This is a genomic window from Hyphobacterium lacteum (assembly GCF_036330345.1).
Lineage (GTDB): Bacteria > Pseudomonadota > Alphaproteobacteria > Caulobacterales > Maricaulaceae > Hyphobacterium > Hyphobacterium lacteum.
The window spans coordinates 74,709-97,024 of sequence record NZ_JAZDRP010000009.1; the positions used below are offsets into that span (position 1 = coordinate 74,709).

Here is a 22,316-nt window from a genome sequence, read left to right on the forward strand (position 1 = left end):
TTGGCGCAAGGCGGGAACAGGACTAGTGTTGGAGTACAAGGGGAGCCTCGCATGATTGTTCTGCTAGTCCTCCTGCAATCTGCTTTGCCGCCGGCGACGTCCGAGTCTACCAATCCGGAAACGCGGACTGACCGGTTTGAGTTCCAGTGGGAATGGTCGAGCAATAGTGGCGAGCCGGAGGACACGCGCTCGGAAATCGAATGTCAGAACGAAGACCGGGCGGGCCGGACCGGTGGCTGGGTCGAGACGGCACCGGGGGTGTATGAGTTTCGTGCCCCCGAGCCGGTTGCTGAAGCGGACGATGATTGGGGCTTCGGTGAGATGGATTTCAGCCGCGGCGGTTGTTCTCGCGATGAGCTGGCCGATCGTGCCCGCCTTGCTGCGGCGCTAGGCGTTGACAATCCCGGTTGCGGGCGCGCGGCTTATGACCCCGAGGCTGATAATCCTGAGCTAAGCGATGATGCGGTTCCCTCTGATACGCCCCGCTGAAACGGCCAGGTTCAGCTGGCACCGGAAAATCCCGACGATCCGGAAGACTAGACCCTGAATTGATGTCAGCATCACGAAATGAAAGTTGGCTCAGACCGGCGTTTGATGCGGTGGTCATGGATGATGATGGCCGCGCCTGTACCGACATTCCCGAAAGTGCCTGTCGCGAAGAGGCTGGAAATTTCTTTCGGCATGTCGGTGCTCTCGCCTTGTCCAAGACCGCTGACGGTTTGATCGATCCCAAACTGGTTCTGAGCTGGCTGATTTTGCAGGTTGGCGCGCCGCCTTCACTGGTGGGGTTGCTTGTCCCAATACGCGAGGCCGGGGCTTTGTTGCCACAATTGTTGACGGCAGGCGCTCTTCGGCGCCTGCCACAACGCAAATGGGCGTGGGCGGCAGGGGCTGCCGTTCAGGGGCTTGCCGCGCTGGCGATTGGCACAGCAGCGATTTTCCTGTCCGGACAGGCTGCCGGACTTACGATCATTGCGGCCCTGGCCGTCCTGGCACTGGCTCGAAGCGTCTGTTCTGTCTGTTACAAGGACGTGCTGGGAAAAACTGCCGACAAATCCCGTCGTGGAACGGCGACGGGCATGGCCGCCAGTCTGGCCTCTGCAGTCGTTCTGCTTTTCGCGCTGCTGCTGACCCTCGGACTGATAGAGCGCCTCTCGCTCGTCACGGCAGCTGTGTTTCTGGCGGCCCTGGCCTGGCTGACAGCCGCCGTTGTCTTCGTTGGGCTCAAGGAGGCACCCGGCGCGACAGAGGGTGGCAAAGCGGCAATTTCAGCCGCCCTCGAGAACCTATCCTATCTGGTCAGCGAGCCGCAGCTTCGGCGATTCATTCTTGTGCGCTCATTGCTTACAGCGACGGCTCTCGCTCCACCCTTCATGATTGCCGCTGCACCGCCCGTCTCTGCACTTCCACTCGGTGCAATGGTGATGGGGGCAGCCCTGGCGGGAATGTTGAGCAGCTATGTGTGGGGGCGCCTTTCAGATCGCTCCAGCCGTAAAGTGCTGGTCTTTGCTGCCGCCAGTGGCGGGTTCGCGCTCGCCATGACGTACGCGCTGGCGATCGCTGGCTGGTTACATCCGCTCTATGCTCTGCCCTTGATGATATTTGCGATCATGGTCGCATATCAGGGCGTTCGATTGGGCCGTGTGACACATCTGACCGACATGGCGACACCGGAAAAACGCGCGGGATTTACAGCGCTCTCGAACACGATTGTGGGGCTGGTTTTGCTGGCCGGTGGCGTGTTTACGATTATCGCAGCGATCGCCGGGGCCATCGTTGTTCTGGCCATTATGGCCGGGATGACGCTGATTGGCGGCATTCTGGCTCTGGGTCTGGAGGAAGTGCAGTCTTGACCGGCAGACAAGCTTGCGGCCTGCTGACATCAAGGAGCGCAACATGAAAAACGCCGTCGAGCCAAATGACGATCAGATTAACGCATTTCTCGCGATGGGAGATGCCCCGGTTTACATGGTGAACCTGCTGAAGTTCAGGGAAAAGGCGAACTATCCAGACGGTCGGGATGCCGATATTTCCGGGCGTGAGGCCTATTTCCGATACGCAGAGCCCATGACGCGTCTGGTTCTGGCAGCCGGCGGGTCGCTGGATTTTTCGGGGGATGTAGGCGGGCTGCTGATTGGTGAGCTCGACGAGAATTGGGACATGGTTGCGATCATGACCTACCCCTCACCGAAAACTCTGGTGGATATCAGTCTGACACCGGAATTCCAGGAGATCGCTGTGCATCGCAAGGCCGGTCTGGAAGGCCAGCTGCTTCTGCCGTGCCGCGTGCCCGGCCGATGAGCGCGCGGACACTCTTCACGCAAATACTGACCAGCCGGCGCGTGCGCAGCTTCGCGCGTGGCTGGCGGGCCATTGGCCGGACGCTGAACGGCGGATCGAAGACATTGGTCTTCATCTACGAGGCTAATGATCCCTATTCGGAATTGCTGATGGACGTAATGCCCGGTTTTACCCGGCATTATGGTCTGAATTTGCGTGTGTTGGAGGTCGGACCGCCGGAAAAGTCTGCCGCCCCGGAACCGGAAATGCTGGCGAGGTGGGCCCAGCGGGATGCCAATTCCCTTCGGGACGCCTACGGCATTGATCGACAAGACACCCCGCTTGCCGTTGAAAGCGATCGAGAGGCCAATGCCGAATGGCGCCGCAAGCACGGACATTATGGCAGTGGCATGATCTGGTTCGAAGGCGAATGGTATTGGGGTCTCGACCGGCTGCATTACCTCGAACGCCGGCTCGGTGCGAGAGAGGATGAACTGCTCTATCCGCCGATTGACGAACCGGACGGGCCGACCGGTGGCTCATTCGACATGTTCTTCTCTCTGCGCAGCCCTTACAGCTATATCGCGATGATGCGTGCGCCGGAATTGGCAGAACGCTGGCAAGCCGAGCTGGTATTGAAGCCGATCCTTCCGATGGTGATGCGCTCACTGCCGGTGCCGCGCGAGAAACAGTTCTATATTGTTCGCGACGTCAAACGCGAAGCCGAACGTTTCGATATTCCTTTTGGGAAAATCGAGGATCCGGTTGGCGCCGGCGTGGAACGCGGCCTTGCCATTCTGAACCGTGCCATTCCGGACGGGCAGGCGATCACCTTCACGCAAAGCTTCTACAAAGGCGTCTGGTCCGAAGGGCTAAAGGCATCAAGCGACAAGGATTTACGAGTGATCGTGGAGCGCGCCGGTCTCGACTGGGCCTATGCACAGGATGCAATGGCTGATGAAGGCTGGCGTGAGACCGTTGAGGCCAATCGTCAGGAGATGTTCGGACTGGGTTTGTGGGGTGTACCGACTTTCCGGGTCGGTCAAAACAGCGCTTTCGGCCAGGACCGGCTCTGGCAGGTCGGCCGCTGGCTAGGTGAAGGCGCGGCCTAGAAACCAGAAGCTTCCCAGACAGGCGAGCACACCGATCATGGCGGCCCTGCCCAACGGCAGGGCATTGTGAGCGAAAAATTGGCGGATGAGTGCCAGCACGGCCAATGCGCTGATCACAATGGCCAGCTGACCGAGTTCCACCCCCACATTGAAGGACAGGAGCGACGGAATCAGTTCGGGGCCGGAGATGTCGACTTCCAGTAATATTCCGGCAAATCCCACGCCATGTACCAGACCGAAGCCGGCGCTGAGCGCAGGGGCGGCTACATCGGCCCGGCCCCCCGCTCCCAGCCACTGGAAATAGGTGATGGTCAGGATGATCAGTCCCAGCCAGACGGGCCAGGCGAGCAGCCCACCGGTCAGGGCCGAGATCAGTGCCAGTGCCAGAAGAAGTGCGCCGCCACTCCAGCCGGCCAGGACGAAGTCCGGTCTTCGGGACAGGGCCGCTTCGCCGGCGATGAACAGGATCGAAAATCCGATCAGGGATTCGATAGCGGCGCCCGGGGGCGACACCCATCCCAGGACAGCCAGCGCCAGCGTGATGGAATGGCCGAGTGTGAAGCCGATTGTGACAAGCGCAATGCGCCGCCAGCCGCTGACGAGCAACATCAGGCCCAAGACAAAAGCCACATGGTCGGGACCGCCCAGAATGTGTTCGAAGCCGAGCGCAAGGTAGCCCATCCAGGCCGTCGGCGCGGCATAATGGTCTTCGTTCGGGCTAAAAGTCGTGCGGCCTCGGGAAAGCACCTGCTCGACCACACCGTCATCGGTTTGCCAGCGGATAAAGTGCACATGATTGGCGGACAGGGGCGAGAAGACCTGCACACTGATCTCGACCGGGCCGGCACGCGGGCAGGTCCAGCTTCCTGAGCCTTCGAGGCGTCCGTCCGGCCGCAGGGAGATGGCAGGTGGTGCGTCCAGCGCGCAGGCCTGCCCACCGCGTTCGATGTGTATGCCATCAACAAGCCGTTGCCGGTAAGCGGCTTCGAGGCTGCCGCTACCCTCATTCAGAGCGAGGAGGAGCGTAGCCTGCCGGGCCTCAAGATAGATCCTGCCTGCCACCCCGGCATCCGTCGGCGTCCACACGGAATTCGAGCGGCTGCGCTCGTGCGCCATTGCATGGCTGGCGACCAGGACTGCCAAGAGAAAAGCAACCAGTGACCTCATTGGTCAGGCAGAGGCTGGCGCTGGATGTCGGCGGCCCGTCGTAGCTCCGCAATATAGGACTCCAGCGCGGCTTCCTCGGCGCGCTCCTGCCATAGGGCCTCGACGCGCCGCCGCTGGTCTTCAAACACAGGGGTTCCCGCAGGCGAATATTCGGTGATACTCAACCAATGAAACCGGCCTCCGGTCTCGATCGGGCCGATGGTCTCGCCGGGCGTGGCTGATTGTACCGCAAATGTGAGCGCATCGCCCAGATACCGGCGCAGATCTGTCGCGGTCAGCATGCGATTGGGCGGGTGAGCCGCCGGTCGGCGGCGTTCGCCATCGCGCGTCGGGGCTGATTCCCAGCGGACACGGTAACGATCCTCGGCATCGAAAAATTCGACATTGTCTTCGAAGAAGGCCCGCAATTCGTTATCATCAGGCAACGGCGCCGCATCGGCGCGGGCAAAATCGATCATCGACATGACAATGGACCGGCGCACATTCGAGGCATTGCGTGGCATATCCAGAGCCATGCCGCGCTGGAAGAGGAGCTCTTCGTCGATCAGTCGCTCGATGGCGCGATCCGTATCCTCACCGGTGAGAGGATTGCGGCTGTCGCGGGAAATGGCTTCCAGCGCGATTTCGACATCCTCGACCGGGATGGGTTGCCCGTTGACGATTACCGCCACTTCGCTTCCGGGCGGGATGGAATGATCACCGGGCCAAAGCACGCTGACGAGGACGATGACGCCTCCGGCGAGGGCGCCGGCGCCCCACGCCCATTTTGCCAAATTCATTCGGTGTCCTCGATGATCGCTTCCGGCTGCAGATGGGTCAGATAGATCGGCGAGGACCAGGCCCTGTGTTCGACATCGGCCACGCAATCCTCTTCCATATCCGTACGGTAATCGCCAAAGCACGGATTGACGGCGATGCACTGTCCGTTCTCGTCATAGGTACAGCGCAGATTTTCCGCATTCACCTGACCGGAAGGCTCCTGGATGGCGCGGACATAATAGACCGTATCGCGGCCGGTTTCGGCAAAGTCCGGGTCCGTGAAGGTGACTTCACAGCCTTCACCATGATCATCGCAGGGCAGGATGCGCCAGGCATCCTCGATCAGGCCGTCCAGCGGCTCATCCTCGCTGATCTGCGGCCGGATGCGGACGACTTCGACGCGCGTGATGTGGTAGCGCTCATTACCGGGATTATAGCACTCGCCGCGGCAGAGCTGTTGCAGGCGGTCGGGCGACAATCCGCGCACCGCGTAATCCGGACAGCCTTCATTTTGGCGGAAGGACCCTGCCGCCCGCACCCGGAAGACCGGATTGTCCGAAAGTTCGGCGTCGGCCCCCATGCCCGCGAGGCTGTTGCCGTCTTCATCGATCATGTCGAACCAGAGAAGCTGACGCAGGCCGGACGTGGCATAGACCTGCCGGTTTTCGAGCGCCGTCCAGACGCCGTCGCGTGAGCGCTCGCTGACATGGGCCGCGACCAGCCCGCCACCGGTGAAGAAGCTGGCCTGGCGCTCGACCTCGGTCATCTGGAAGCCGGCATTATTGATCAGGTCCTGACGCGTGAGTCGGATGGATTCTGCGGGCGAACTGCCATCCGGCGGCATCAAATGCTCGGCGACATTCTGCGTGGTCGCACCGCCGGCATCGGTCATGTAATGGCGCTCGAACGGCTTGTAGCCGATGCCGGGGCGGGCGGTATGGGTATCGGATGATCCGACAAATCCCCAGCGAAAGCGGTATTCATTCCCGTCTTCATCAAAATGCGTTGTTGCCAATCCGGCCTGAATGCTGGTTGTCGGCACCAGGTTGAAGGCCGGCAGGAAGCAATCCTGGCACTGGCCGGAATTCAGCCAGTCATCGACATCTTCACCCAGAATGGTCAGATGCCCGGCAAGGCCAACAAAGGCGGCGTTTTCACGCGCGGTCACCGCCCGGTCTTCGCAGATATCGTCCGGCAGGCCTTCTGCCTCACACCGCTCGCGGATGATTTCTCCCGCGCGCCAGCAAGAGGGCAGATAATTGTCGCTGGGTTCCGGGCAGACAATGTTATCGAGATCGCCAATGGTCGGGTGCCAGGAGCGGTATTCCTCGGAATTGCCATGCCCGGAATAGATCTCGATCAGGCGCATCATGTCCGGATGCTGTTCGGGTTCCAGCTGTTTGTTCCAGGTCGTGCCGGGCGGCGTGTAGAAGCCCCATGCCGTACCGTGCGGAATGATCAGAGGCTCCAGTCCCTGGCTCTCCAGCCGGGTGACCAGCTCGGCAGGTGTCGCGGCCACTTCGTAGCATTCGCGCGGCAGGTCACCGGATGCGACATTCTCATCGCACATGGGTACATCGCGGACATCCTGAACGAAGCGGCCGAAATCATAATAATCCTGCCGGTTGGCGAGATCGAGCAGGGCGATCTGCGGCGGCAACATGGCCTGGGCATTGTCGCGCAGAGCCCGAACGGTGACCCCCGCTGCGGCAATGGGCCGGGCGGCGATCTCGGACGGGTCCAGCGAGCGGAAAATGACATTCTTGTGCCCGTAATGATCTTCCGGGAAGGGGGCGACCTGTGTCCACTCGAAGCCGACGAAGGGAATGACGTCGGGAATGCCGTCCGCGTCAGAACGAGCGGCACATTGCTGGACGGTCTGGATAATCTGGTCCCAGCGCGTCGGCGTCAGGGCTTCGGCGTGATCGGTGGCAGCCCAGAAGTCCAGCGCCGAACAATAGCGCGCAAAGTCACAGGCATCGGCTAGCGGGTTGGCGCCTTCGCCCCGCAGCAAAGGCAAGGCCCAGACAAAGGCGTCAGTCGAGAATGTGGAGTGAACATGGAGATCACCAAACAGGATTTCAGTGTCGCCGGGTTCGCCCAGGGCTTCCGCGGCGGCATTGATCCGCGCTACCCGCTCTTCGATGGTTTCCTGCGGGATGGCGGCTCCGGCGATCTCGCCCGGACCGCGGGGTTGCCCATACCAATTGTGGAATATGCCGAACACGTACAAAGTGGCGGCTGCGGCGATTGCGAGCACCAGCCCGGCACCAATCCAGACATAACGCATGACATCCTCCCCGATCTCCCGGCCAGCCTAAGCAGAATCCGGGCGGGGAGGGAATAGGGACCATAGAAAGTGGTGCCGGCTGAGGGACTCGAACCCCCGACCCCCTGATTACAAATCAGAATGTCTGGCTTTCTCGGCATTTCCGCGAGTGCTATAAAGTAATATATATAATGCGATTTTGACGTATTTACTTCCCTCTAGTCCCCTTGCGTTTCCGGTAGCACGGTAGCAGGGTGGTAGCATGTGAACAGGAGCTACCAGTCATGGCGGGACATATAACCAAGCGCATTGTGGATGCAGCGAAGCCAGGCGAGACCTTATGGGACGGTGACTTGCCGGGCTTTGGCTTGCGCGTTACCGCGAAGGGCGTGAAGTCCTATGTTCTGAAATACCGGGCGAGAGGGCAGCAGCGCTGGCTGACTATTGGCCAGCATGGCAAGCCGATGCCTGCGGACGTGGAAGCGGTTGGCGCGAGCACCTGGACGCCCAGCGCCGCACGCAACGAAGCCATGCGGCTGCTCGGCCGAGTGCGGGATGGTGCCGATCCGGCGGGCGAAAACCAGACAGCTCGCAAAGCTGAAACGCTGGCGCAATTCGCCAAGCGATACGAGCGCGAGCATATCGAGGCGCACTTGAAAAAGCGCACAATCGAAGACGCCAAACGTAATTTGAAGAAACACATATTGCCTGCGCTGGGGAAGTTGAAAGTGCGCGATATTACACGCGATGATGTTGCCCGCTTTCATAGATCCATGCGCGAGACGCCCTACGCAGCCAATCGGTGTCTTGCGCTCATCTCCCACATGCTTTCTTCGGCAGAACGCTGGGGTGTAAGCCCGAACGGTTCAACGGTTTGCCGCCATATCACGAAATACAAGGAGAAGCAGCGAAAGCGCTACCTCTCCGCCGACGAGCTGAAAGGGTTAGGCGTGGCTCTTGGTGAAGCCGATGCCAAGGGAATGAACCCGCAAGGTCTTGCGATAATCCGGCTGCTTATTTTTACCGGCGCAAGGCGGTTAGAAATCTCTGCCTTGCGCTGGGATGAAGTTGATTTCGAACGCGGTGCAATTCATCTCCGCGATTCCAAGGCGGGACAAAAGTCCGTCCCGCTGGGACCGCCCGCTCTCGCCATTCTAAACAAACTGGAGCGCGTTGAAGGCTCGCCGTGGGTGTTTCCTGCCATCAGTGGCGATAGCCATTATCAGGGGCTTGGAAAACTATGGCGCGAAATTCGGAAGATGGCGAAGCTGGACGATGTTCGTCTCCACGATTTGCGGCATACGTTTGCCAGCTTTGGCGCTGCCGGTGGCCAGTCTCTCCCGATAATCGGGGCGCTTTTGGGCCACAAGCAAAGCGCCACGACTCAACGCTATGCGCACTTATCGAACGATCCACTCCAACTGGCGGCAACCCGAATCAGCATGGAGATAGACGCGGCAATCAGCGGGAGGGCGCCTGCTGATATTGCTCCAATCCCCAGTAAATAAAGAAACAGTAGCGGCGCACCGCCTGTTTTTTTGCGCAAAATTATTCTTTTTCTGTGGGCGAACTCGAAAATCCCAATGTTAACTCCGTTTCCCGTAGTTGCGCATTCTGCCCTTGAGTGTTCATTATTTGTTCGCGGACTGATTTTGGGTCCGTAAGTAATCGAGAGCAAAAAATGACTTTGTTGAATGTTGCCGCCCTTGCAGAAAAAACGGGCATTTCAGTCAGCACATGGAATAAGCGCCGCCTGAGCGGGGACACTCCCGCATTTTTGAAAGTAGGCCGCCGCGTTCTTTACCGCTGGTCCGATGTCGAGCAATGGCTCGACGGCAAGACTAAGGGGAGCACTAGCGATGCCTGAATCCACAAAAAGAGAAAGCCCCGACGGCAAGTTTGGACACTTCGTCGAGGCTTTCGAAACCAACCCACTAACTAATGGATATGGAATACGATGAAAATATACTGCGAGCGCTATAAGCGCAACGGGCTTGACCTGCCGCTATTCCGCTGGGCCGACACTCGTCAGCCGGTCAGGCGGCGCTCATACGCCGAGCGTCACTTGATGCGACGCTATCACCTCAATCCTCATCACGCCTCGACCATTGCCGAGCTGATTGGGTTCGCGTGGGAGGGTCAGGATGATGCGTAAGCGCAGATACCCTCGGGTTTTGTTCCGCCGACCCGGCAGAAATGGCGGCATGCAGCAGGCAAACGGACGAGAAGGTGAAACCTTGCTGCTGCTTGTTGCGAGGGGCGCTAAGGGCATCACGGCTTTAGACTTCACGGGTGGCCCCGCCTACCGCCTGAGCGCGTATATCAAGAACCTGCGAGATATGGACCTCGATATCGAAACCGTTCGCGAACCGCATGATTGCGGCTGGCATGGGCGCTACATTCTTCACTCATGGCTTGACGTGGAATCTATTGATAGGGGGGTGGAAAATGTCAGCCCCTAACCTGCCCTACACGGTTGCTGAATGGCGCAAGAACGCGAACGAAATAGTCCGGGTTCGCCTGACGATTTTTGAGGGTCACAACCTGCTTGAGATCCGCGCATACTTTCGAGAGCCTTGCGGTCGATACCGGCCAAGTCGCAAGGGTATCAATCTCTCCGTCAGCCACCTGCCCGCTATTTTAGAGGCGCTTGAAGACGCTCGACGGGCGGCCCGTTCGCGCGGCTGGCTGCAATAAGGGTGTTGGGGCCGGGGCGTCTATGCACGCCTTGGCCCCGGCCATTTCAATTATGAGCAACAATCATGGTGGCCGACGAGGCCCGTCTCATGCCCGTTTTCTGGCGGGATGGAGAAAATTGCCCGCATTCCAGAGCCTGTCCGCACCGGCAATTAGGCTGCTTCATCATTGGCTTTGCGAGTATCGACCTGGGTGCTCGAATATATGGCAAGCCGACGAAACGACGGTGGCCCTGACTTTGGATGTATCAAAGCCGACGGCAGGTCGCGTGGTTCGCGAGCTTTTGGAAAAGGGCTGGATTCGCCAAGAAAGAGCCGGAGGCCTGACCGGGCCGCGTCGCTCCCGAACGCGGCAAGTTAGCCTTTCACAATATCCCACCGCCGCCAAAATATCTGAGAGCTGGCGCTATGAGCGGTGGATTGCCCCACAAAATCCGAACGCATAAAAAAGCGATTGAATACACATTCGTCTGTGAAGCGTTAGCGGTCTGGTCATTCAGCTTTGACTTGAAAGCTTAATCATTGAATTGACTTTGTAATTTTGAATTTGCTCTAGTGGGTTCGGGACGGTCGAATGCACCATATGAGTAGATATAATAATAGTTTGGGGTGCGCGGAGACTAAATTTCCCGACTATAAAAAAGCGCTTTTCTCTCCAGTCACTTCAACAATTAAATTGGCCAAGGTCTTTCGGCCGGTGTCTGTCTATGGGACCCAGCGCCGGGAGTCCCAAAGAGGCATAGCTAACCCTGGCCCCCTCGAATAAGGGACCCAAAATTGCCCCAGCATACTTCTTCTAACGCGGAAGGGTGCCCTCTGTAGTCGAAAGTTCTGATACATCGACATTGCCGCAAGTCAGGTCAAATAAGCCCAAATCTGCCGAGCCCGCGGCTGGAATGCGGGTGCGCGGAAGCCCTTGGTCGAAAATGTCCGTGGTCTGAAAGCGTTCGCCATTCACGACGACCCAGTTCTCTCCATCATGTCGAATTGGCCGATAAACAGCATAATCATCGGTAACTGTTCCCCTCTGACAATTCACATAGAAAGCGCGAACAACTTGCACGATTTCCTCGTCACAGGAGTCTCGGAAATTGAAGCAATAATCTTGGCGAGAAGCGTAGGCGCGCAGCCTTGTGCCCCTTTGTTCAATAGCTGAGTAAAAGTCAGCATCGAATAGCCAGCCTGTGTTCAGCCTTATCCAAGGCCCGCCTATATCGGGCTGAGGAGCGCGCTCAGGCCGCGCAGTTAAAACCTGCGCAGAGTAGAGGAGTCCGACCAAAATTAGCATGAATCCAATCAGTGCGGCTACGACGCGTATATCATGTTGCATAAAATAAGACCGTCGGAATTTTTGGGTCTTGTCGCTCAAGTTGAGACGCGAAAACCGCCTTGATAGGCCCGCAGAAATTTCTTCGATTTTCGCCTTAGCTAGTATCCACCACATGTTTATTGCCCCCCCAAAAACTACCAGTAGCTGCTTGGGCTTTAACACAGAGCCTCGGAGGGCGCCCATCGGATAGCGAAAGAAGCTCAAAATCCATCTATCCAAATCTGTCCGTCGGGCTGAGTGTTCCAATCAACGCTTCATGTTAAGTTACGGAATAAAATTAGCGGAGTGCATAATGGAAGCGCGTTGGAGATGGGTTGATGTCTTGGTAACGAGCTTGTGGGTGTGGATTCCGTTGGCTTTGTTGATGAACATCACAACCATTTTTGGCTTTGTTCAGTCGCAAGTCGCTGTGGACCAAATTGTGGCTTACTTAATCGGCAGTTTGCTGGTGCTGGTCGGATTGGGCTTAGCCGCCGCGCTCGTGCTGAAGGTGTGTCGTGACCTCCTCGTTCTCGCGATTCTCAAACGAACAATATCAAGTGAAGCTGGAAGGCTAGCGGTCTGGCAGGTCGCCATCGCTGGAGCTTCCCTTTCTTTCCTTGTTTACCTCGTAATACTCATTTTCTCACTGCAGGGCGGAGACCCAACAGTTTGGTTATGGCAAGTATTTTTTGCCCCGTTATTTTGGGGTGGCTTTTCAGCGCTAATCGCGGTCGTGAACAATTTTCGCGTCGGAAGAAGGCTGGCAGATTCAATCGCCGCGAAAAATCTGACAGACACCTTTGAATGACTTCCAACGATTGGCGCTCGGGGTTTTCGAGTCTCTTCACCGAGTCATCCGGTAGCGCAGTGGTAGCTTAATGCTGAGGCGTTCGGTTATGTGTCTGTCTAAGCCATTGATTTATATGGTGCCGGCTGAGGGACTCGAACCCCCGACCCCCTGATTACAAATCAGGTGCTCTACCAGCTGAGCTAAGCCGGCCGACCAAGGCGCTGCTTATAGCGAAGCCGCGCCCGCCTGCAAGCAGGCTGTGTGCCTACTTGCCGAAACTGATGATGGCGCCTGCCACACCATAGCCAACGAGGATATGTCCGCCATCGATCCACATCAGGGCGAGCGGATAGCCGACGTCATAGGCCAGCGCGTAGAGATTGGTGGAAACGGCAAAGAAAACGGCGATCGCCAGCGCCGATTTCACACAGCGCATCATGCCGACCTGATTGAATTTGTTGAAGGCCCAGCTCAGGCCCAGCACGCTGAGCAAGGGAATGGCGAGGCCAACGCCATACATGCGCCAGGGTGCGGTCGGCGTTTCCATGTCCATACCGGACAGGGCCTGATAGGGTTCTTCGAAGATGATGCCGTACCAGGCAAAGCCGATCAGATACATGACGATGAAGGCGGCCAGCACGAAGAGCGAATTGTGTCCGAATATGCGTGGCATGTGTTTCCTCCCCGGGAAATCGCGCGTATGTCTCGCGCCTGTTCGGGATGCGGCTTGCCGGCGCGCATCCATTGGGAAATCCTAGACGCAATCCGGAATTGAGGCGAAGCGAAAATGGCCCGTTACCTGATCACAAGCGCGCTGCCCTATATCAACGGGGTGAAGCACCTCGGCAATCTTGCGGGCTCGATGCTGCCGGCCGATGTCTATGCCCGTTTCCAGCGCCTGCGTGGTCATGATGTGCTGTATATCTGCGCGACTGACGAGCACGGCACGCCGGCCGAACTGGCGGCGGCGGCGGCCGGTGTCGACGTCAAAACCTATTGCGACCAGGAACACGAGATCCAGCGCGCGGCCGGTGACGGCTTCTCGCTGAGCTATGATTATTTCGGCCGCACCTCGAATGCGCCCAACCATCGCCTGACCCAGCATTTCGCGGCGGTTCTGGAAGACAAGGGGCTGATCGAGGAACGCGCAGACGAGCAGGTCTTTTCCATTGATGATGACCGCTTTCTGCCGGACCGCTATGTCGAGGGCACTTGCCCGCATTGCGAGTTCGAGCGCGCGCGCGGCGACCAGTGCGATAATTGCGGCCGCTTGCTGGAGCCGACGGACCTGATCGAGCCCTATTCGAAGATTTCCGGTTCCAAGAATCTCGAAGTCCGCGAGACCCGCCATCTTTATCTGCTGCAGACGAAGATGGAACCGAAGCTGCGCGAATGGGTCGATGCCGCGGCGGACAGCTGGCCGTCGCTGGCGGTGTCCATCGCCAATAAATGGCTGGATGAGGGCCTGCGCGACCGCTCCATCACGCGCGATCTGTCCTGGGGTGTGCCGGTGGCGCGCGATGGAAAGGTGCGGGCCGGGTTCGAGAACAAGGTCTTCTATGTCTGGTTCGATGCGCCCATTGGCTATATCGGCGCAACCGAGGAATGGGCGCTGGCCCATGGTGGCGACTGGGAAAGCTGGTGGCGCACTGACAAGGGCGCGGACGATGTCACCTATGTCCAGTTCATGGGCAAGGACAATGTGGCCTTTCACACCGTGTCTTTCCCGGCGACGATCCTGGGCTCTGAAGAGCCGTGGAAGACGGTGGACCGGCTGAAGGCGTTCAACTGGCTGAACTGGTATGGCGGCAAATTTTCGACCTCTGAAAAGCGCGGCGTCTTCATGGACAAGGCGCTGGAGCTTTTGCCGGCGGATTACTGGCGCTGGTATCTGACGGCGAATGCGCCGGAAGGCTCGGACACGCAGTTCACCTGGGAACATTTCCAGGGCGTGGCGAACAAGGATCTCGCCGATGTGCTGGGCAATTTCGTCAACCGCATCCTGCGCTTTACCGGCTCGCGTTTTGACGGGCAGGTGCCGGCGGGCGGAGAGCCGGGCGAGCATGAGGCCTGGCTGGCGCGCGAGGTTGATGAGCGCCTGGCCGCGATTGCCGACAATTACGAAGCCATGCGCTTCCGCCCGGCGGCGGCCGAGACCCGCGCCCTGTGGGCGGCGGGCAATGAATATCTGACGCGCGCCGAGCCGTGGACGCATTTCAAGACCGACCGGGAAAAAGCCGCTGTTGGCGTGCGCACCGCGCTGAATCTCGCCGTGCTGATGGGCATTGCCGCCCAACCGATCATCCCGAACACCGCCGCCACTATCCTTGATTGCCTTGGCGTGCCGGAGGGGAACCGCAACTGGCCAAACGAGCCGGCAGCGGGCCTGCTGGATGTTCTGCCCGTGGGCCTGAACGTCACCCCGCCGGACGTGCTCTTCGCCAAGATCGATGATGATCAGGTGGCGGAATGGACAGAACGGTTTGGCGGCGAGGGGTAATCACGCTTTTCTGATCCGCCGCACGATAAACAGGACCACCACGGCGCCGATTAGGGTGGCCACAGACGCACCGGCGAACGCGCCCGGAATGATGACTCCAAAGGCCGCAGGTAGCCAAACGCCCAGATACGCGCCAATCATGCCCAATAGCATGTCGCCCAGAAGGCCGATGGGGCGTCTTCCTTTCGTGATCAGCCCGGCCAAATAGCCAGCGCTCAGGCCAATTGGTAGAAAAACGATCTGAAAGATGATTTCCGTGCCCATGTTCAGGCGCCTCGTGATGGTTAAGTCGAAAGCCAGACCTGCCCCGTTCCTGCCGTTTACCGGTATAAAATGACCCTTGAACAGGGGCGTGGACCGGATTCCGGGGATAGCGAATTTCGACTCCTACTACGACGACTACGACTACGACTACTACTACGACCAAGCCTCCGGCCCCGGCCCGGACGATATTTCCGGCACCGCGGCCAGAGCACCGCCATTATAGGCGGGTCCGCCTGGACGTGGAGAATGTGGGCTTGCCTGACATGCCCGCTATCGTATGATGCTCGCCAAGGTAGAGTTGGCAGGGGCAGGGGACACATACTTGTTTCCCGTACAAGCAGCCGCGTATCGGAGCAAGTTAAAGGGTGTGTGTCCCTGTTTCCTCCGGTGGCTCGTTCCTTCAGCCACACACGGACGAGATCGAAGAATGTGGTCTGTAGAATATTATGATTAGGGCGCTCAAATATATCGCAGCCTTAGCTGTTCTGGGTTTGATGCTTGCGGTTATAGTCCACATGATAATCGTTCGCGATTATGCCATGACGACCGCACTGGGCTTGTTGGTAATATTGTTCAGCTATTGTCTCCAGTGGCTGATCAAGCGTATCGGCGTCGTGAAGTGATGATGGCGCTATTACTGCATTCCTGCATTCTTGAAACGGGGACACCCCCTCGTTTCCCGTGCAAGCAGCCGCGTATGGAGGCAGGTTAAAGGGGGTGTGCCCCTGTTTTCCCCAGCCCCAACAGGGAGGTGGAATATTGTTAGTTCTACTCGCCATGACCGGAACATTGTCGTGTCCCCCGGAGCCCATTTATCCTGCGGCTGACTCCTTTCCACTCGCTTCTGATGCACGAGAGATAGAAAATACGGTTGAGGCCGCCTTTTTCGTTCAGTCGGGTTGGAATGTGCTCAGCGAGTACGCCGGTGGGTGTTTCGATATGGCGCCAAACGCGCACAGATACGCTGGGCTAGTGGATGACGAGTACTATTTTATCCAGTACGCAGCACCCATCGACCCCAACATTGACGACTCCCTGCCAATCATTGCCGATGTTGCGGTTGTTTGCCGGAAAGACACGCGGACCTGCGCCATCGATCAGTTTCAATATTAGCGGTTATGGAATGGTTGCGCCTACAGTGTACGCGCCAATGGCCAATTGTCGTCGTTCATTACGCCGTCCTCCCCCTTGACCCTTTCCCCCTTGCGTCCTCCTATGCGGGCAGAAATTTTCCAAGGGGATGTCTTCATGAAAACGCTTCTGGCTTCTGTTGCCGCTCTGGCCCTGTCTGCGGGCGCTTTTGCGCAGGATGATCTGCGCAGTGCGGTCGAATCGGACTGGTCGGCCAATCTGGAAAGCCTGTACGAGCATTTCCACGCCAATCCGGAACTCTCGCTGATGGAGACCGAGACCGCGGCGCGGCTGGCCGAGGAGATCCGTGCGCTGGGCTATGAGGTGACCGAGGGCGTGGGCGGCACCGGCATTGTCGCCGTCATGGAAAATGGCGAGGGCCCGACCCTGATGCTGCGCGCCGACATGGACGGCCTTCCGATCGAGGAAAATACCGGGCTGGATTATGCCTCCACCGTGATGGGCACGGACCGGCGCGGTCTGGAAAGCCATGTCATGCATGCCTGCGCGCACGATACGCACATGACCGGCCTGGTCGGCACGGCCCGCCAGCTGGCCGAGCGCCGCGATGAATGGTCGGGCACGCTGGTGCTGATCGGCCAGCCGGCCGAGGAGCTGGGCCTGGGCGCGATGATGATGCTGGATGACGGGCTTTATGAGCGCTTCCCGCTGCCCGATGCGGTCGTCGCCTTCCACACCTTCGGCGCCATTCCGGCGGGCATGATCGGCTATGTGCCGGGCTATGCGATGGCGAATGTGGATTCGGTGGATATCACGGTGCGCGGTATCGGCGCGCATGGCTCTACCCCGCATGTCGGGCGCGATCCGGTGCTGCTGGCCTCGCAGATCGTGGTGGCCTTGCAGACGCTGGTCAGCCGCGAGCTGAACCCGCAGGAAACCGGAGTGGTGACGGTGGGCGCGATCAATGGCGGCACCAAGCACAACATCATCCCGGACGAGGTGCATCTGCAGATCACGGTGCGTTCCTACACCGATGCGAACCGTGAAATGCTGCTTTCGGGCATCGAGCGCATCGCGCACGGGCAGGCGGCATCGGCCGGTATTCCCGAAGAATTGTGGCCGACCGTGGAAGTGGAAGAGCCCTACACGCCGGCCACCTATAATGATCCGGACCTGACCGCGCGCGGCGTGGCCGTCCTGCAGGAGCGTTTCGGTCAGCTGGCCGTGCGCCAGCTGGACCCGGTGACGGGCGGCGAGGATTTCTCGCGCTTTGGCCGGACCGAGGAAGACATCCCGATCTTCATGTTCTGGGTGGGCGGTACGCCGGAAGACACGCTGGTGGATTACCAGTCGCGGGGCCTGTCCGCGCCGGGCAATCACTCGGCCCTGTTTGCGCCGGATGCCGAGACCGCCATCGTGCAGGCCACGGAAGGCCTGACGGCGATCGCGCTGGACTTCCTGCAGCCGGACGGCGCCCAATAGGCATGGTGGAACGCATCTCCTCCGGCGCGGTCTGGGAGGACCGCGTCGGTTATCGCCGTGCGGTGAAGGACGGTCCGCATATCTGGGTCTCGGGAACCGTGGCCGTCGGCGAGGACGGTCAGCCTTTCGCGCCGGGCGATATGGAAGCCCAGACGCGGCGTTGTCTCGCCATCATCGAAGCCGCACTGGCAAAGTTGGGCGCGAAAATGAGCGATGTGCGCCGCACCCGCGTTTTCGTCACCGATATGAGCCCGGAAGCGCAGGCCGCGTTTGGCCGGGCGCATTCTGCCGTGTTCGGTGAATTTCCGCCGGCCTCTGCGCTCTATGGCGTTTCGGCGTTGGCGGCGCCGGAGTTTATCGTTGAAGTCGAGGCCGACGCCTATCTGGGAGGCGAGGGGTGAGGGCGCTCCTGCTGTCAATCGCCCTGATCTGGGCGTTTCCGGCCTTTGCCGACGAGCCCCTGGTGCCGTCGGTCTGGGAAAACCAGTCCGGCTCCCTGCTTTATCTCGACGAGATGGATGGCGAGGGCCGTTTTACCGGGCGCTATGTCAACGGCGCAGCGGGCTATCGCTGTCAGGGGATCGAATACCCGGTCGAAGGCCGCGTCTTCGATCCGCTGATCAGCTTCACCGTGGTCTGGATCGCCGGGGCCGAGACCTGCCACACCATCACCAGCTGGACCGGTGAGATCGAAGGCGATGTCATCACAACCGAATGGTCGCTGGTGCGCTGGAATGACCCCGGATCGGAGTCCGGGGCAGGAGGCTTTGCCCGCTTTACCGGCGAGAGCCGGTTTGAACGCCGCGACTGATCGCGCGCAAACGAAGGAAGACACGTCATGGAATCGCTGATCCCCGCCGACAATAATTTCGCGCTGATGGGCGCTTTGTTCGTGATCGCCGGTCTTGGCTTTCTTTCCGAAAAGACGCGGATCGGGGCGGTTCTGACCGGGGCGGTCGTGGCCATCTTTCTGGCGATCTTCTTTTCCAATTTTCCGGTGCCGCTTCCAGCGTCTGGTGGGGGCTGGCACTGGGGGACGATGATCCCGCAATCGGGCGACGCCTATTCCTTTGTCTTCCGCTATTTCGTGCCGCTGCTGATCCCGCTCTTCCTGATGAAGGCGGACATGCGCAAGATCCTGTTCGAGACCGGCCGCATGACCGGCGCCTTCCTGCTGGCGGCGCTGGCGACCGTGATCGGTGCCATTGTGGCGTTCAGCGTGCTTGATTTCGGTGATCTGGAAGCCGAGCTCGCCGGACTGTTCACGGCCACCTATATCGGCGGATCAGTGAACTACGCCGCCCTGGCGGATGTCACCGGGCTGACGGAGAGCGATCCCGGGCTGATCTCTGCGGCCACGGCGGTGGACAATCTGTTCTCGGGCGTGTTCCTGGCTTTCCTGGCCATCATTCCCGGCGTCAGCTTCATCGCCAGCCGCTTTGTCCAGAAGGATCATTCCGAGGGCGATGCCGCCGAAGACAGTGCAGGCAAGGCAAGCGCGCTGACGCTGACCATCACGATTGCCTATGCACTGGTTCTGGTGGCGCTGGCAGATTTCCTGACCGGGCAGCTGGGCCAGCTTCTGGCAGGCATGGGGGTGGAGAATGCGGCGGGCGCTGCCGGGAACTGGCGTTATGCGATCCTGACCGTGATCACGCTGATCCCGGCCACCTTCCTCGCTGGCCAGATGAAGAAATTGCACGGCGGGTACGAGCTGGGCGTGGGCCTGGCCTTTGTCTTCTTTGCCGCGATTGCCGCCGGGGCCGACATTCCCTCCCTGCTGCGCGATGCGCCGCTCCTGCTGGCGCTGGTGACGCTTTTGCTGGGTGTGCATGCGATAGTGCTGTTCGGGCTGGGCTCGCTCCTGCGCTTCTCGTTGCCGGAGCTGATCACCGCGTCCAATGCGGCGATTCTCGGTGCCACCACGGCGCCGGCGCTGGCCGCGGCCAAGGGCTGGAAAGAGCTGATCACGCCGGGCGTGCTGGTCGGCGTGCTGGGCTATGTGATCGGAACCCTGATCGCCACGGCCGTCTATCAGTTCTGGCCGGGCTAGCGGCCCTTCGGTTTGGAGAACGGCAAAGCGTCTTCGGTGAAGACGTCTCCCTTGGGCGTGTAGGTTTCCGGCTGATCAAACACGCCGATCAGGATATGGGTCTCATCCGGCCATTTCTCGCCCTGATAGGTGAGGGGCGTTCCGCATGTCTTGCAGAAGCCGCGCTGAACGCCTTCAGAACTGGCGAAGCGATCGGGCTCGCCTTTCCATGTGATCTGATTGCTCTCGAAACCGACCCAGGTAGAGAAAGCGGCACCTGTGGCCTTACGGCAATCGCGGCAATGGCAATTGGCGATGAAGCGCGGCTCGCCGCTAGTTTCAAACCGGACCCGGCCGCACTGGCAGCCGCCCGTGGCCATGCCTACTCCCCGTCCCACATGCGGCGCAGATTATTGCGCAGATATTCCATGCGGGTGCGGTTTTCCCAGCTGACATTGAAGCCTTCCTCGGCGATCAGCTCGTTGAGCTCGAACAGAAGGTCGCGCTTGATCGGATCCTTCACCAGGCTCTCGATGAAGGCGATTGCGACAATCCGCTCGCCCTTGGTGACGGGTTTGACCTCATGATAGGTCGTTGACGGATAGATCACGGCCGAGCCGGGCTTTCCCTTGACCGTGATTTCACCATTGCCCAGATGGGCAACCAGTTCGCCGCCCTCATAGCTTTCGGGATCCGCCAGGAAGATCGTGCAGGATACATCCGAGCGCACCGGGTTGGGCTGGACGGGAATGATGGCAGCATCCGAATGCACGCCGTAATTCATGCCCGGCTTGTAGCGGGAGATCATCAGCGGCGTCATGCGTGCCGGGAAAACCGCGTCGTTGAAGACGCGATGCTGGGTCAGCGCCTGCATCAGAAGGCGGCTCGTCTCCTGGAAGCGCGGATCGCCGAAATCGATCTGCAGATTGTTCTTCGCCTTGTTGTGCGGGTTCGACGCCCGGCCATCGGCGAAATTCGCCTCATCGGCCAGTTTCAGAATGTGCGCCACCTGATCGGCGCTCAGAAGATCCTCGATGATCCGGAACATGATGGCTTCCTCGCAGTGTCAGGGCAAACCACCACAGGGGGGCGAAAGCGTCAAACCTTGCGGTCAGGCCGCGCAGCATAGGCGGCATAAAGGGCGATCGCGGCGGCGTTGGAAATATTCAGGCTCTCAATGGCCCCGGTGGTTGGGATGGAAACCAGTGCGTCGCAGTTTTCAGCCACACGCGGGCGCAGCCCCTTGTCCTCGGCGCCCATCACGATCACCAGGCCGGCCCCGCCATGCTTCTGGATGGCTTCCGGCAGGGCGAGTTCGCCATCCCCGGCGAGGCCGATCACGAAGCGGCCGGCCTTTTTCAGCTCGATCAGCGTATCGGCGATATTGGTCACGCGCACGTGGCGCACGGTTTCCGTCGCACCGACCGAGGCCTTGGCCGTGGCGCCGAAGAGGGGCGGGGCCTTGCGGTCCTGCAAGATGATGGCGCGCGCGCCAAAGGCGGCTGCCGAGCGGAAAACGGCGCCGACATTCTGCGGATCTGTAACCTGGTCCAGAACCACCAGAATGCCGTGAGTCGGATCGGCAACGGCTCTGACGGTTTCGGGCGCTGGTGCCGTGGCGCGCAGGGCGAATCCCTGGTGCACCGCCCCTTCGGGCAGGGTCGCGCTGATCGCGTCCGGTTTGGCGTCTTCAAACGCGGTGCCTTCGGGCACTTCGCGCTGGGCATTCAGCGTCAGCAGCAGGCGGCGCTTTTCCCGGCGCGGATTCGCCAGTGCGGCCAGCACGGCATGCCGGCCCCAGATCCAGCCTTCACCGTCAACTGCAGAATCTTTCGATCTATTTGTTTTATATGGTGGTTTCTGGCGGTTGCGCCCCTTATCCATCGTCATTATAGTCCGCGCTCCGTCGATGAGGGATGCCTGTTTCGTCAGCCAGTTTCGACCTGCTGCGCTGATCCGGCATCATGACCTTGTTGATCGGGGGTTCTATCGCTAGATAGGGCCGCTGTCGCGGATCGATATCCGTGGAGGGGTGGTCGAGTGGTTAAAGGCACCAGACTGTAAATCTGGCCGCGAGAGCGTACGCTGGTTCGAATCCAGCCCCCTCCACCATATCGCTGCGATACCGAGTGCGGGTATAGCTCAATGGTAGAGCAGCAGCCTTCCAAGCTGAATATGCGGGTTCGATTCCCGCTACCCGCTCCAGCTCTCGCTCGCGAATGCGAACTTCGGCCAGGCAAGCCAACCATAGAGCAGGCGAGGGCTGTCGCGCCGTAGCTTTGGCGGAGGCGGACCAGCATTTCCAAAATACAGCTGGCTTCGGACGGTCACAGTCCGGCCTATCTTGCAGCTACAGAACGGCTGCCCTCTTGCCTTTGCGGGCGGCTGAGTCTATCCCCCGCGCTCAGTTTTATTACGCGAGCGAATACGCTGCGTAATTTCCGGTCATATCGAAGGGAATAATAGGATGGCCAAGGAGAAGTTTGAGCGGACTAAGCCGCACGCGAACATTGGCACGATTGGTCACGTTGACCACGGCAAGACGACTTTGACGGCAGCGA

24 protein-coding genes and 3 tRNA genes are annotated in these 22,316 nt (G+C 59.6%); 17 read left to right on the forward strand and 10 right to left on the reverse strand.

The genetic code is table 11. The features are described from left to right. Nucleotides 1–51: 51 nt before the first annotated feature. From V0U79_RS12500 to V0U79_RS12515, 4 genes are all read left to right on the forward strand, one after another. A complete protein-coding gene (locus tag V0U79_RS12500) occupies nucleotides 52–489 on the forward strand; it encodes a hypothetical protein (protein ID WP_330199851.1) in 438 nt (145 codons plus the stop codon). 62 nt (nucleotides 490–551) lie between these two features. Continuing rightward, on the forward strand, nucleotides 552–1,853 hold the full coding sequence (locus V0U79_RS12505) for a hypothetical protein (RefSeq protein ID WP_330199852.1): 1,302 nt from the start codon (nucleotides 552–554) through the stop codon (nucleotides 1,851–1,853). A 43-nt stretch (nucleotides 1,854–1,896) separates the two neighbouring features. Further along, on the forward strand, nucleotides 1,897–2,301 hold the full coding sequence (locus V0U79_RS12510) for a DUF1330 domain-containing protein (RefSeq protein WP_330199853.1): 405 nt from the start codon (nucleotides 1,897–1,899) through the stop codon (nucleotides 2,299–2,301). Further along, on the forward strand, nucleotides 2,298–3,392 hold the full coding sequence (locus V0U79_RS12515) for a 2-hydroxychromene-2-carboxylate isomerase (protein ID WP_330199854.1): 1,095 nt from the start codon (nucleotides 2,298–2,300) through the stop codon (nucleotides 3,390–3,392). Before V0U79_RS12510 ends, V0U79_RS12515 begins: the two co-directional genes overlap by 4 nt. Here the strand turns inward: V0U79_RS12515 and V0U79_RS12520 are convergent. From V0U79_RS12520 to V0U79_RS12530, 3 genes are read right to left on the reverse strand one after another with little or no spacing between them, the layout of a single operon-like run. Further along, nucleotides 3,372–4,535: a HupE/UreJ family protein gene (locus tag V0U79_RS12520; RefSeq protein ID WP_330199855.1), complete on the reverse strand. Its 1,164-nt coding sequence runs from the start codon at nucleotides 4,533–4,535 to the stop codon at nucleotides 3,372–3,374. The two genes, V0U79_RS12515 and V0U79_RS12520, sit on opposite strands and share 21 nt — an antisense overlap. Nucleotides 4,536–4,555: 20 nt before the next feature. Beyond that, nucleotides 4,556–5,338: a peptidyl-prolyl cis-trans isomerase gene (locus V0U79_RS12525; protein ID WP_330199856.1), complete on the reverse strand. Its 783-nt coding sequence runs from the start codon at nucleotides 5,336–5,338 to the stop codon at nucleotides 4,556–4,558. Next, nucleotides 5,335–7,608, reverse strand: a complete 2,274-nt coding sequence (locus tag V0U79_RS12530) for a DUF3604 domain-containing protein (RefSeq protein WP_330199857.1) — start codon at nucleotides 7,606–7,608, stop codon at nucleotides 5,335–5,337. Before V0U79_RS12530 ends, V0U79_RS12525 begins: the two co-directional genes overlap by 4 nt. 263 nt (nucleotides 7,609–7,871) lie before the next feature. Between V0U79_RS12530 and V0U79_RS12535 the strand changes: the two genes are divergently transcribed. From V0U79_RS12535 to V0U79_RS13710, 4 genes are all read left to right on the forward strand, one after another. Then, entirely contained in the window at nucleotides 7,872–9,095 is a 1,224-nt protein-coding gene (locus V0U79_RS12535; protein ID WP_330199858.1) for a site-specific integrase, read from the forward strand. Between the two features lie 173 nt (nucleotides 9,096–9,268). Beyond that, nucleotides 9,269–9,454 (forward strand): helix-turn-helix transcriptional regulator, encoded by a 186-nt coding sequence (locus V0U79_RS12540; RefSeq protein ID WP_330199859.1) that lies wholly within the window; start codon nucleotides 9,269–9,271, stop codon nucleotides 9,452–9,454. A 277-nt stretch (nucleotides 9,455–9,731) separates the two neighbouring features. After that, a complete protein-coding gene (locus tag V0U79_RS12545; RefSeq protein ID WP_330199860.1) occupies nucleotides 9,732–10,049 on the forward strand; it encodes a winged helix domain-containing protein in 318 nt (105 codons plus the stop codon). Beyond that, complete coding sequence (locus V0U79_RS13710) at nucleotides 10,036–10,284, forward strand: transcriptional coactivator p15/PC4 family protein (protein WP_373696473.1); 249 nt, start codon at nucleotides 10,036–10,038, stop codon at nucleotides 10,282–10,284. Before V0U79_RS12545 ends, V0U79_RS13710 begins: the two co-directional genes overlap by 14 nt. Nucleotides 10,285–11,079: 795 nt before the next feature. On the opposite strand, the gene V0U79_RS12550 is transcribed toward V0U79_RS13710, so the two are convergent. Continuing rightward, a complete protein-coding gene (locus V0U79_RS12550; protein WP_330199861.1) occupies nucleotides 11,080–11,652 on the reverse strand; it encodes a hypothetical protein in 573 nt (190 codons plus the stop codon). A gap of 253 nt (nucleotides 11,653–11,905) precedes the next feature. Between V0U79_RS12550 and V0U79_RS12555 the strand changes: the two genes are divergently transcribed. Continuing rightward, nucleotides 11,906–12,403: a hypothetical protein gene (locus tag V0U79_RS12555; protein ID WP_330199862.1), complete on the forward strand. Its 498-nt coding sequence runs from the start codon at nucleotides 11,906–11,908 to the stop codon at nucleotides 12,401–12,403. A 116-nt stretch (nucleotides 12,404–12,519) separates the two neighbouring features. On the opposite strand, the gene V0U79_RS12560 is transcribed toward V0U79_RS12555, so the two are convergent. Both V0U79_RS12560 and V0U79_RS12565 read right to left on the reverse strand, forming a co-directional pair. Next, a tRNA-Thr gene (locus V0U79_RS12560) sits at nucleotides 12,520–12,595 on the reverse strand. Between the two features lie 55 nt (nucleotides 12,596–12,650). Beyond that, on the reverse strand, nucleotides 12,651–13,058 hold the full coding sequence (locus V0U79_RS12565; protein WP_330199863.1) for a DUF1761 domain-containing protein: 408 nt from the start codon (nucleotides 13,056–13,058) through the stop codon (nucleotides 12,651–12,653). A 114-nt stretch (nucleotides 13,059–13,172) separates the two neighbouring features. On the opposite strand from V0U79_RS12565, the gene metG reads away from it, so the two are divergent. Beyond that, a complete protein-coding gene (metG, locus tag V0U79_RS12570; protein ID WP_330199864.1) occupies nucleotides 13,173–14,885 on the forward strand; it encodes a methionine--tRNA ligase in 1,713 nt (570 codons plus the stop codon). On the opposite strand, the gene V0U79_RS12575 is transcribed toward metG, so the two are convergent. Further along, complete coding sequence (locus tag V0U79_RS12575) at nucleotides 14,886–15,149, reverse strand: GlsB/YeaQ/YmgE family stress response membrane protein (protein WP_330199865.1); 264 nt, start codon at nucleotides 15,147–15,149, stop codon at nucleotides 14,886–14,888. Between the two features lie 1,248 nt (nucleotides 15,150–16,397). Here V0U79_RS12575 and V0U79_RS12580 point away from each other — a divergent pair. From V0U79_RS12580 to V0U79_RS12595, 4 genes are read left to right on the forward strand one after another with little or no spacing between them, the layout of a single operon-like run. Continuing rightward, the gene (locus tag V0U79_RS12580; RefSeq protein ID WP_330199866.1) at nucleotides 16,398–17,723 is read left to right on the forward strand and encodes an amidohydrolase; all 1,326 of its coding nucleotides are present in this window, start codon (nucleotides 16,398–16,400) and stop codon (nucleotides 17,721–17,723) included. 2 nt (nucleotides 17,724–17,725) lie between these two features. Further along, nucleotides 17,726–18,124: a RidA family protein gene (locus V0U79_RS12585; RefSeq protein ID WP_330199867.1), complete on the forward strand. Its 399-nt coding sequence runs from the start codon at nucleotides 17,726–17,728 to the stop codon at nucleotides 18,122–18,124. Beyond that, entirely contained in the window at nucleotides 18,121–18,534 is a 414-nt protein-coding gene (locus V0U79_RS12590) for an avidin/streptavidin family protein (RefSeq protein WP_330199868.1), read from the forward strand. The genes V0U79_RS12585 and V0U79_RS12590 overlap by 4 nt, the downstream gene beginning before the upstream one ends. Nucleotides 18,535–18,561: 27 nt before the next feature. After that, nucleotides 18,562–19,776 (forward strand): DUF819 family protein, encoded by a 1,215-nt coding sequence (locus tag V0U79_RS12595; protein ID WP_330199869.1) that lies wholly within the window; start codon nucleotides 18,562–18,564, stop codon nucleotides 19,774–19,776. Here the strand turns inward: V0U79_RS12595 and V0U79_RS12600 are convergent. The 3 genes from V0U79_RS12600 to V0U79_RS12610 are packed head-to-tail and all read right to left on the reverse strand — an operon-like array spanning nucleotide 19,773 to nucleotide 21,645. Continuing rightward, nucleotides 19,773–20,135, reverse strand: a complete 363-nt coding sequence (locus V0U79_RS12600; RefSeq protein ID WP_330199870.1) for a GFA family protein — start codon at nucleotides 20,133–20,135, stop codon at nucleotides 19,773–19,775. The two genes, V0U79_RS12595 and V0U79_RS12600, sit on opposite strands and share 4 nt — an antisense overlap. A gap of 2 nt (nucleotides 20,136–20,137) precedes the next feature. Further along, a complete protein-coding gene (locus V0U79_RS12605; RefSeq protein WP_330199871.1) occupies nucleotides 20,138–20,803 on the reverse strand; it encodes a Fe2+-dependent dioxygenase in 666 nt (221 codons plus the stop codon). A 50-nt stretch (nucleotides 20,804–20,853) separates the two neighbouring features. Beyond that, nucleotides 20,854–21,645 (reverse strand): TrmH family RNA methyltransferase, encoded by a 792-nt coding sequence (locus tag V0U79_RS12610; RefSeq protein WP_330199872.1) that lies wholly within the window; start codon nucleotides 21,643–21,645, stop codon nucleotides 20,854–20,856. A 136-nt stretch (nucleotides 21,646–21,781) separates the two neighbouring features. On the opposite strand from V0U79_RS12610, the gene V0U79_RS12615 reads away from it, so the two are divergent. From V0U79_RS12615 to V0U79_RS12625, 3 genes are all read left to right on the forward strand, one after another. After that, nucleotides 21,782–21,867, forward strand: a tRNA-Tyr gene (locus tag V0U79_RS12615). A 19-nt stretch (nucleotides 21,868–21,886) separates the two neighbouring features. Further along, nucleotides 21,887–21,960, forward strand: a tRNA-Gly gene (locus V0U79_RS12620). 262 nt (nucleotides 21,961–22,222) lie between these two features. After that, nucleotides 22,223–22,316, forward strand: a 94-nt coding sequence (locus tag V0U79_RS12625) for a GTP-binding protein (protein ID WP_273020513.1), incomplete at its 3' end; no start/stop codon positions are given.

Bases quoted from the DNA above. Each gene is read 5' to 3' on its own strand.
- V0U79_RS12565 (WP_330199863.1), bottom strand. From the start codon at position 13,058: ATGCCACGCATATTCGGACACAATTCGCTCTTCGTGCTGGCCGCCTTC.
- V0U79_RS12515 (WP_330199854.1), top strand. From the start codon at position 2,298: ATGAGCGCGCGGACACTCTTCACGCAAATACTGACCAGCCGGCGCGTG.
- V0U79_RS12610 (WP_330199872.1), bottom strand. From the start codon at position 21,645: ATGACGATGGATAAGGGGCGCAACCGCCAGAAACCACCATATAAAACA.
- metG (WP_330199864.1), top strand. From the start codon at position 13,173: ATGGCCCGTTACCTGATCACAAGCGCGCTGCCCTATATCAACGGGGTG.
- V0U79_RS12535 (WP_330199858.1), top strand. From the start codon at position 7,872: ATGGCGGGACATATAACCAAGCGCATTGTGGATGCAGCGAAGCCAGGC.
- V0U79_RS12605 (WP_330199871.1), bottom strand. From the start codon at position 20,803: ATGTTCCGGATCATCGAGGATCTTCTGAGCGCCGATCAGGTGGCGCAC.
- V0U79_RS12600 (WP_330199870.1), bottom strand. From the start codon at position 20,135: ATGGCCACGGGCGGCTGCCAGTGCGGCCGGGTCCGGTTTGAAACTAGC.
- V0U79_RS12555 (WP_330199862.1), top strand. From the start codon at position 11,906: ATGGAAGCGCGTTGGAGATGGGTTGATGTCTTGGTAACGAGCTTGTGG.
- V0U79_RS12505 (WP_330199852.1), top strand. From the start codon at position 552: ATGTCAGCATCACGAAATGAAAGTTGGCTCAGACCGGCGTTTGATGCG.
- V0U79_RS12595 (WP_330199869.1), top strand. From the start codon at position 18,562: ATGGAATCGCTGATCCCCGCCGACAATAATTTCGCGCTGATGGGCGCT.
- V0U79_RS12585 (WP_330199867.1), top strand. From the start codon at position 17,726: ATGGTGGAACGCATCTCCTCCGGCGCGGTCTGGGAGGACCGCGTCGGT.
- V0U79_RS12530 (WP_330199857.1), bottom strand. From the start codon at position 7,608: ATGCGTTATGTCTGGATTGGTGCCGGGCTGGTGCTCGCAATCGCCGCA.
- V0U79_RS12510 (WP_330199853.1), top strand. From the start codon at position 1,897: ATGAAAAACGCCGTCGAGCCAAATGACGATCAGATTAACGCATTTCTC.
- V0U79_RS13710 (WP_373696473.1), top strand. From the start codon at position 10,036: ATGTCAGCCCCTAACCTGCCCTACACGGTTGCTGAATGGCGCAAGAAC.
- V0U79_RS12575 (WP_330199865.1), bottom strand. From the start codon at position 15,149: ATGGGCACGGAAATCATCTTTCAGATCGTTTTTCTACCAATTGGCCTG.
- V0U79_RS12525 (WP_330199856.1), bottom strand. From the start codon at position 5,338: ATGAATTTGGCAAAATGGGCGTGGGGCGCCGGCGCCCTCGCCGGAGGC.
- V0U79_RS12500 (WP_330199851.1), top strand. From the start codon at position 52: ATGATTGTTCTGCTAGTCCTCCTGCAATCTGCTTTGCCGCCGGCGACG.
- V0U79_RS12545 (WP_330199860.1), top strand. From the start codon at position 9,732: ATGATGCGTAAGCGCAGATACCCTCGGGTTTTGTTCCGCCGACCCGGC.
- V0U79_RS12540 (WP_330199859.1), top strand. From the start codon at position 9,269: ATGACTTTGTTGAATGTTGCCGCCCTTGCAGAAAAAACGGGCATTTCA.
- V0U79_RS12580 (WP_330199866.1), top strand. From the start codon at position 16,398: ATGAAAACGCTTCTGGCTTCTGTTGCCGCTCTGGCCCTGTCTGCGGGC.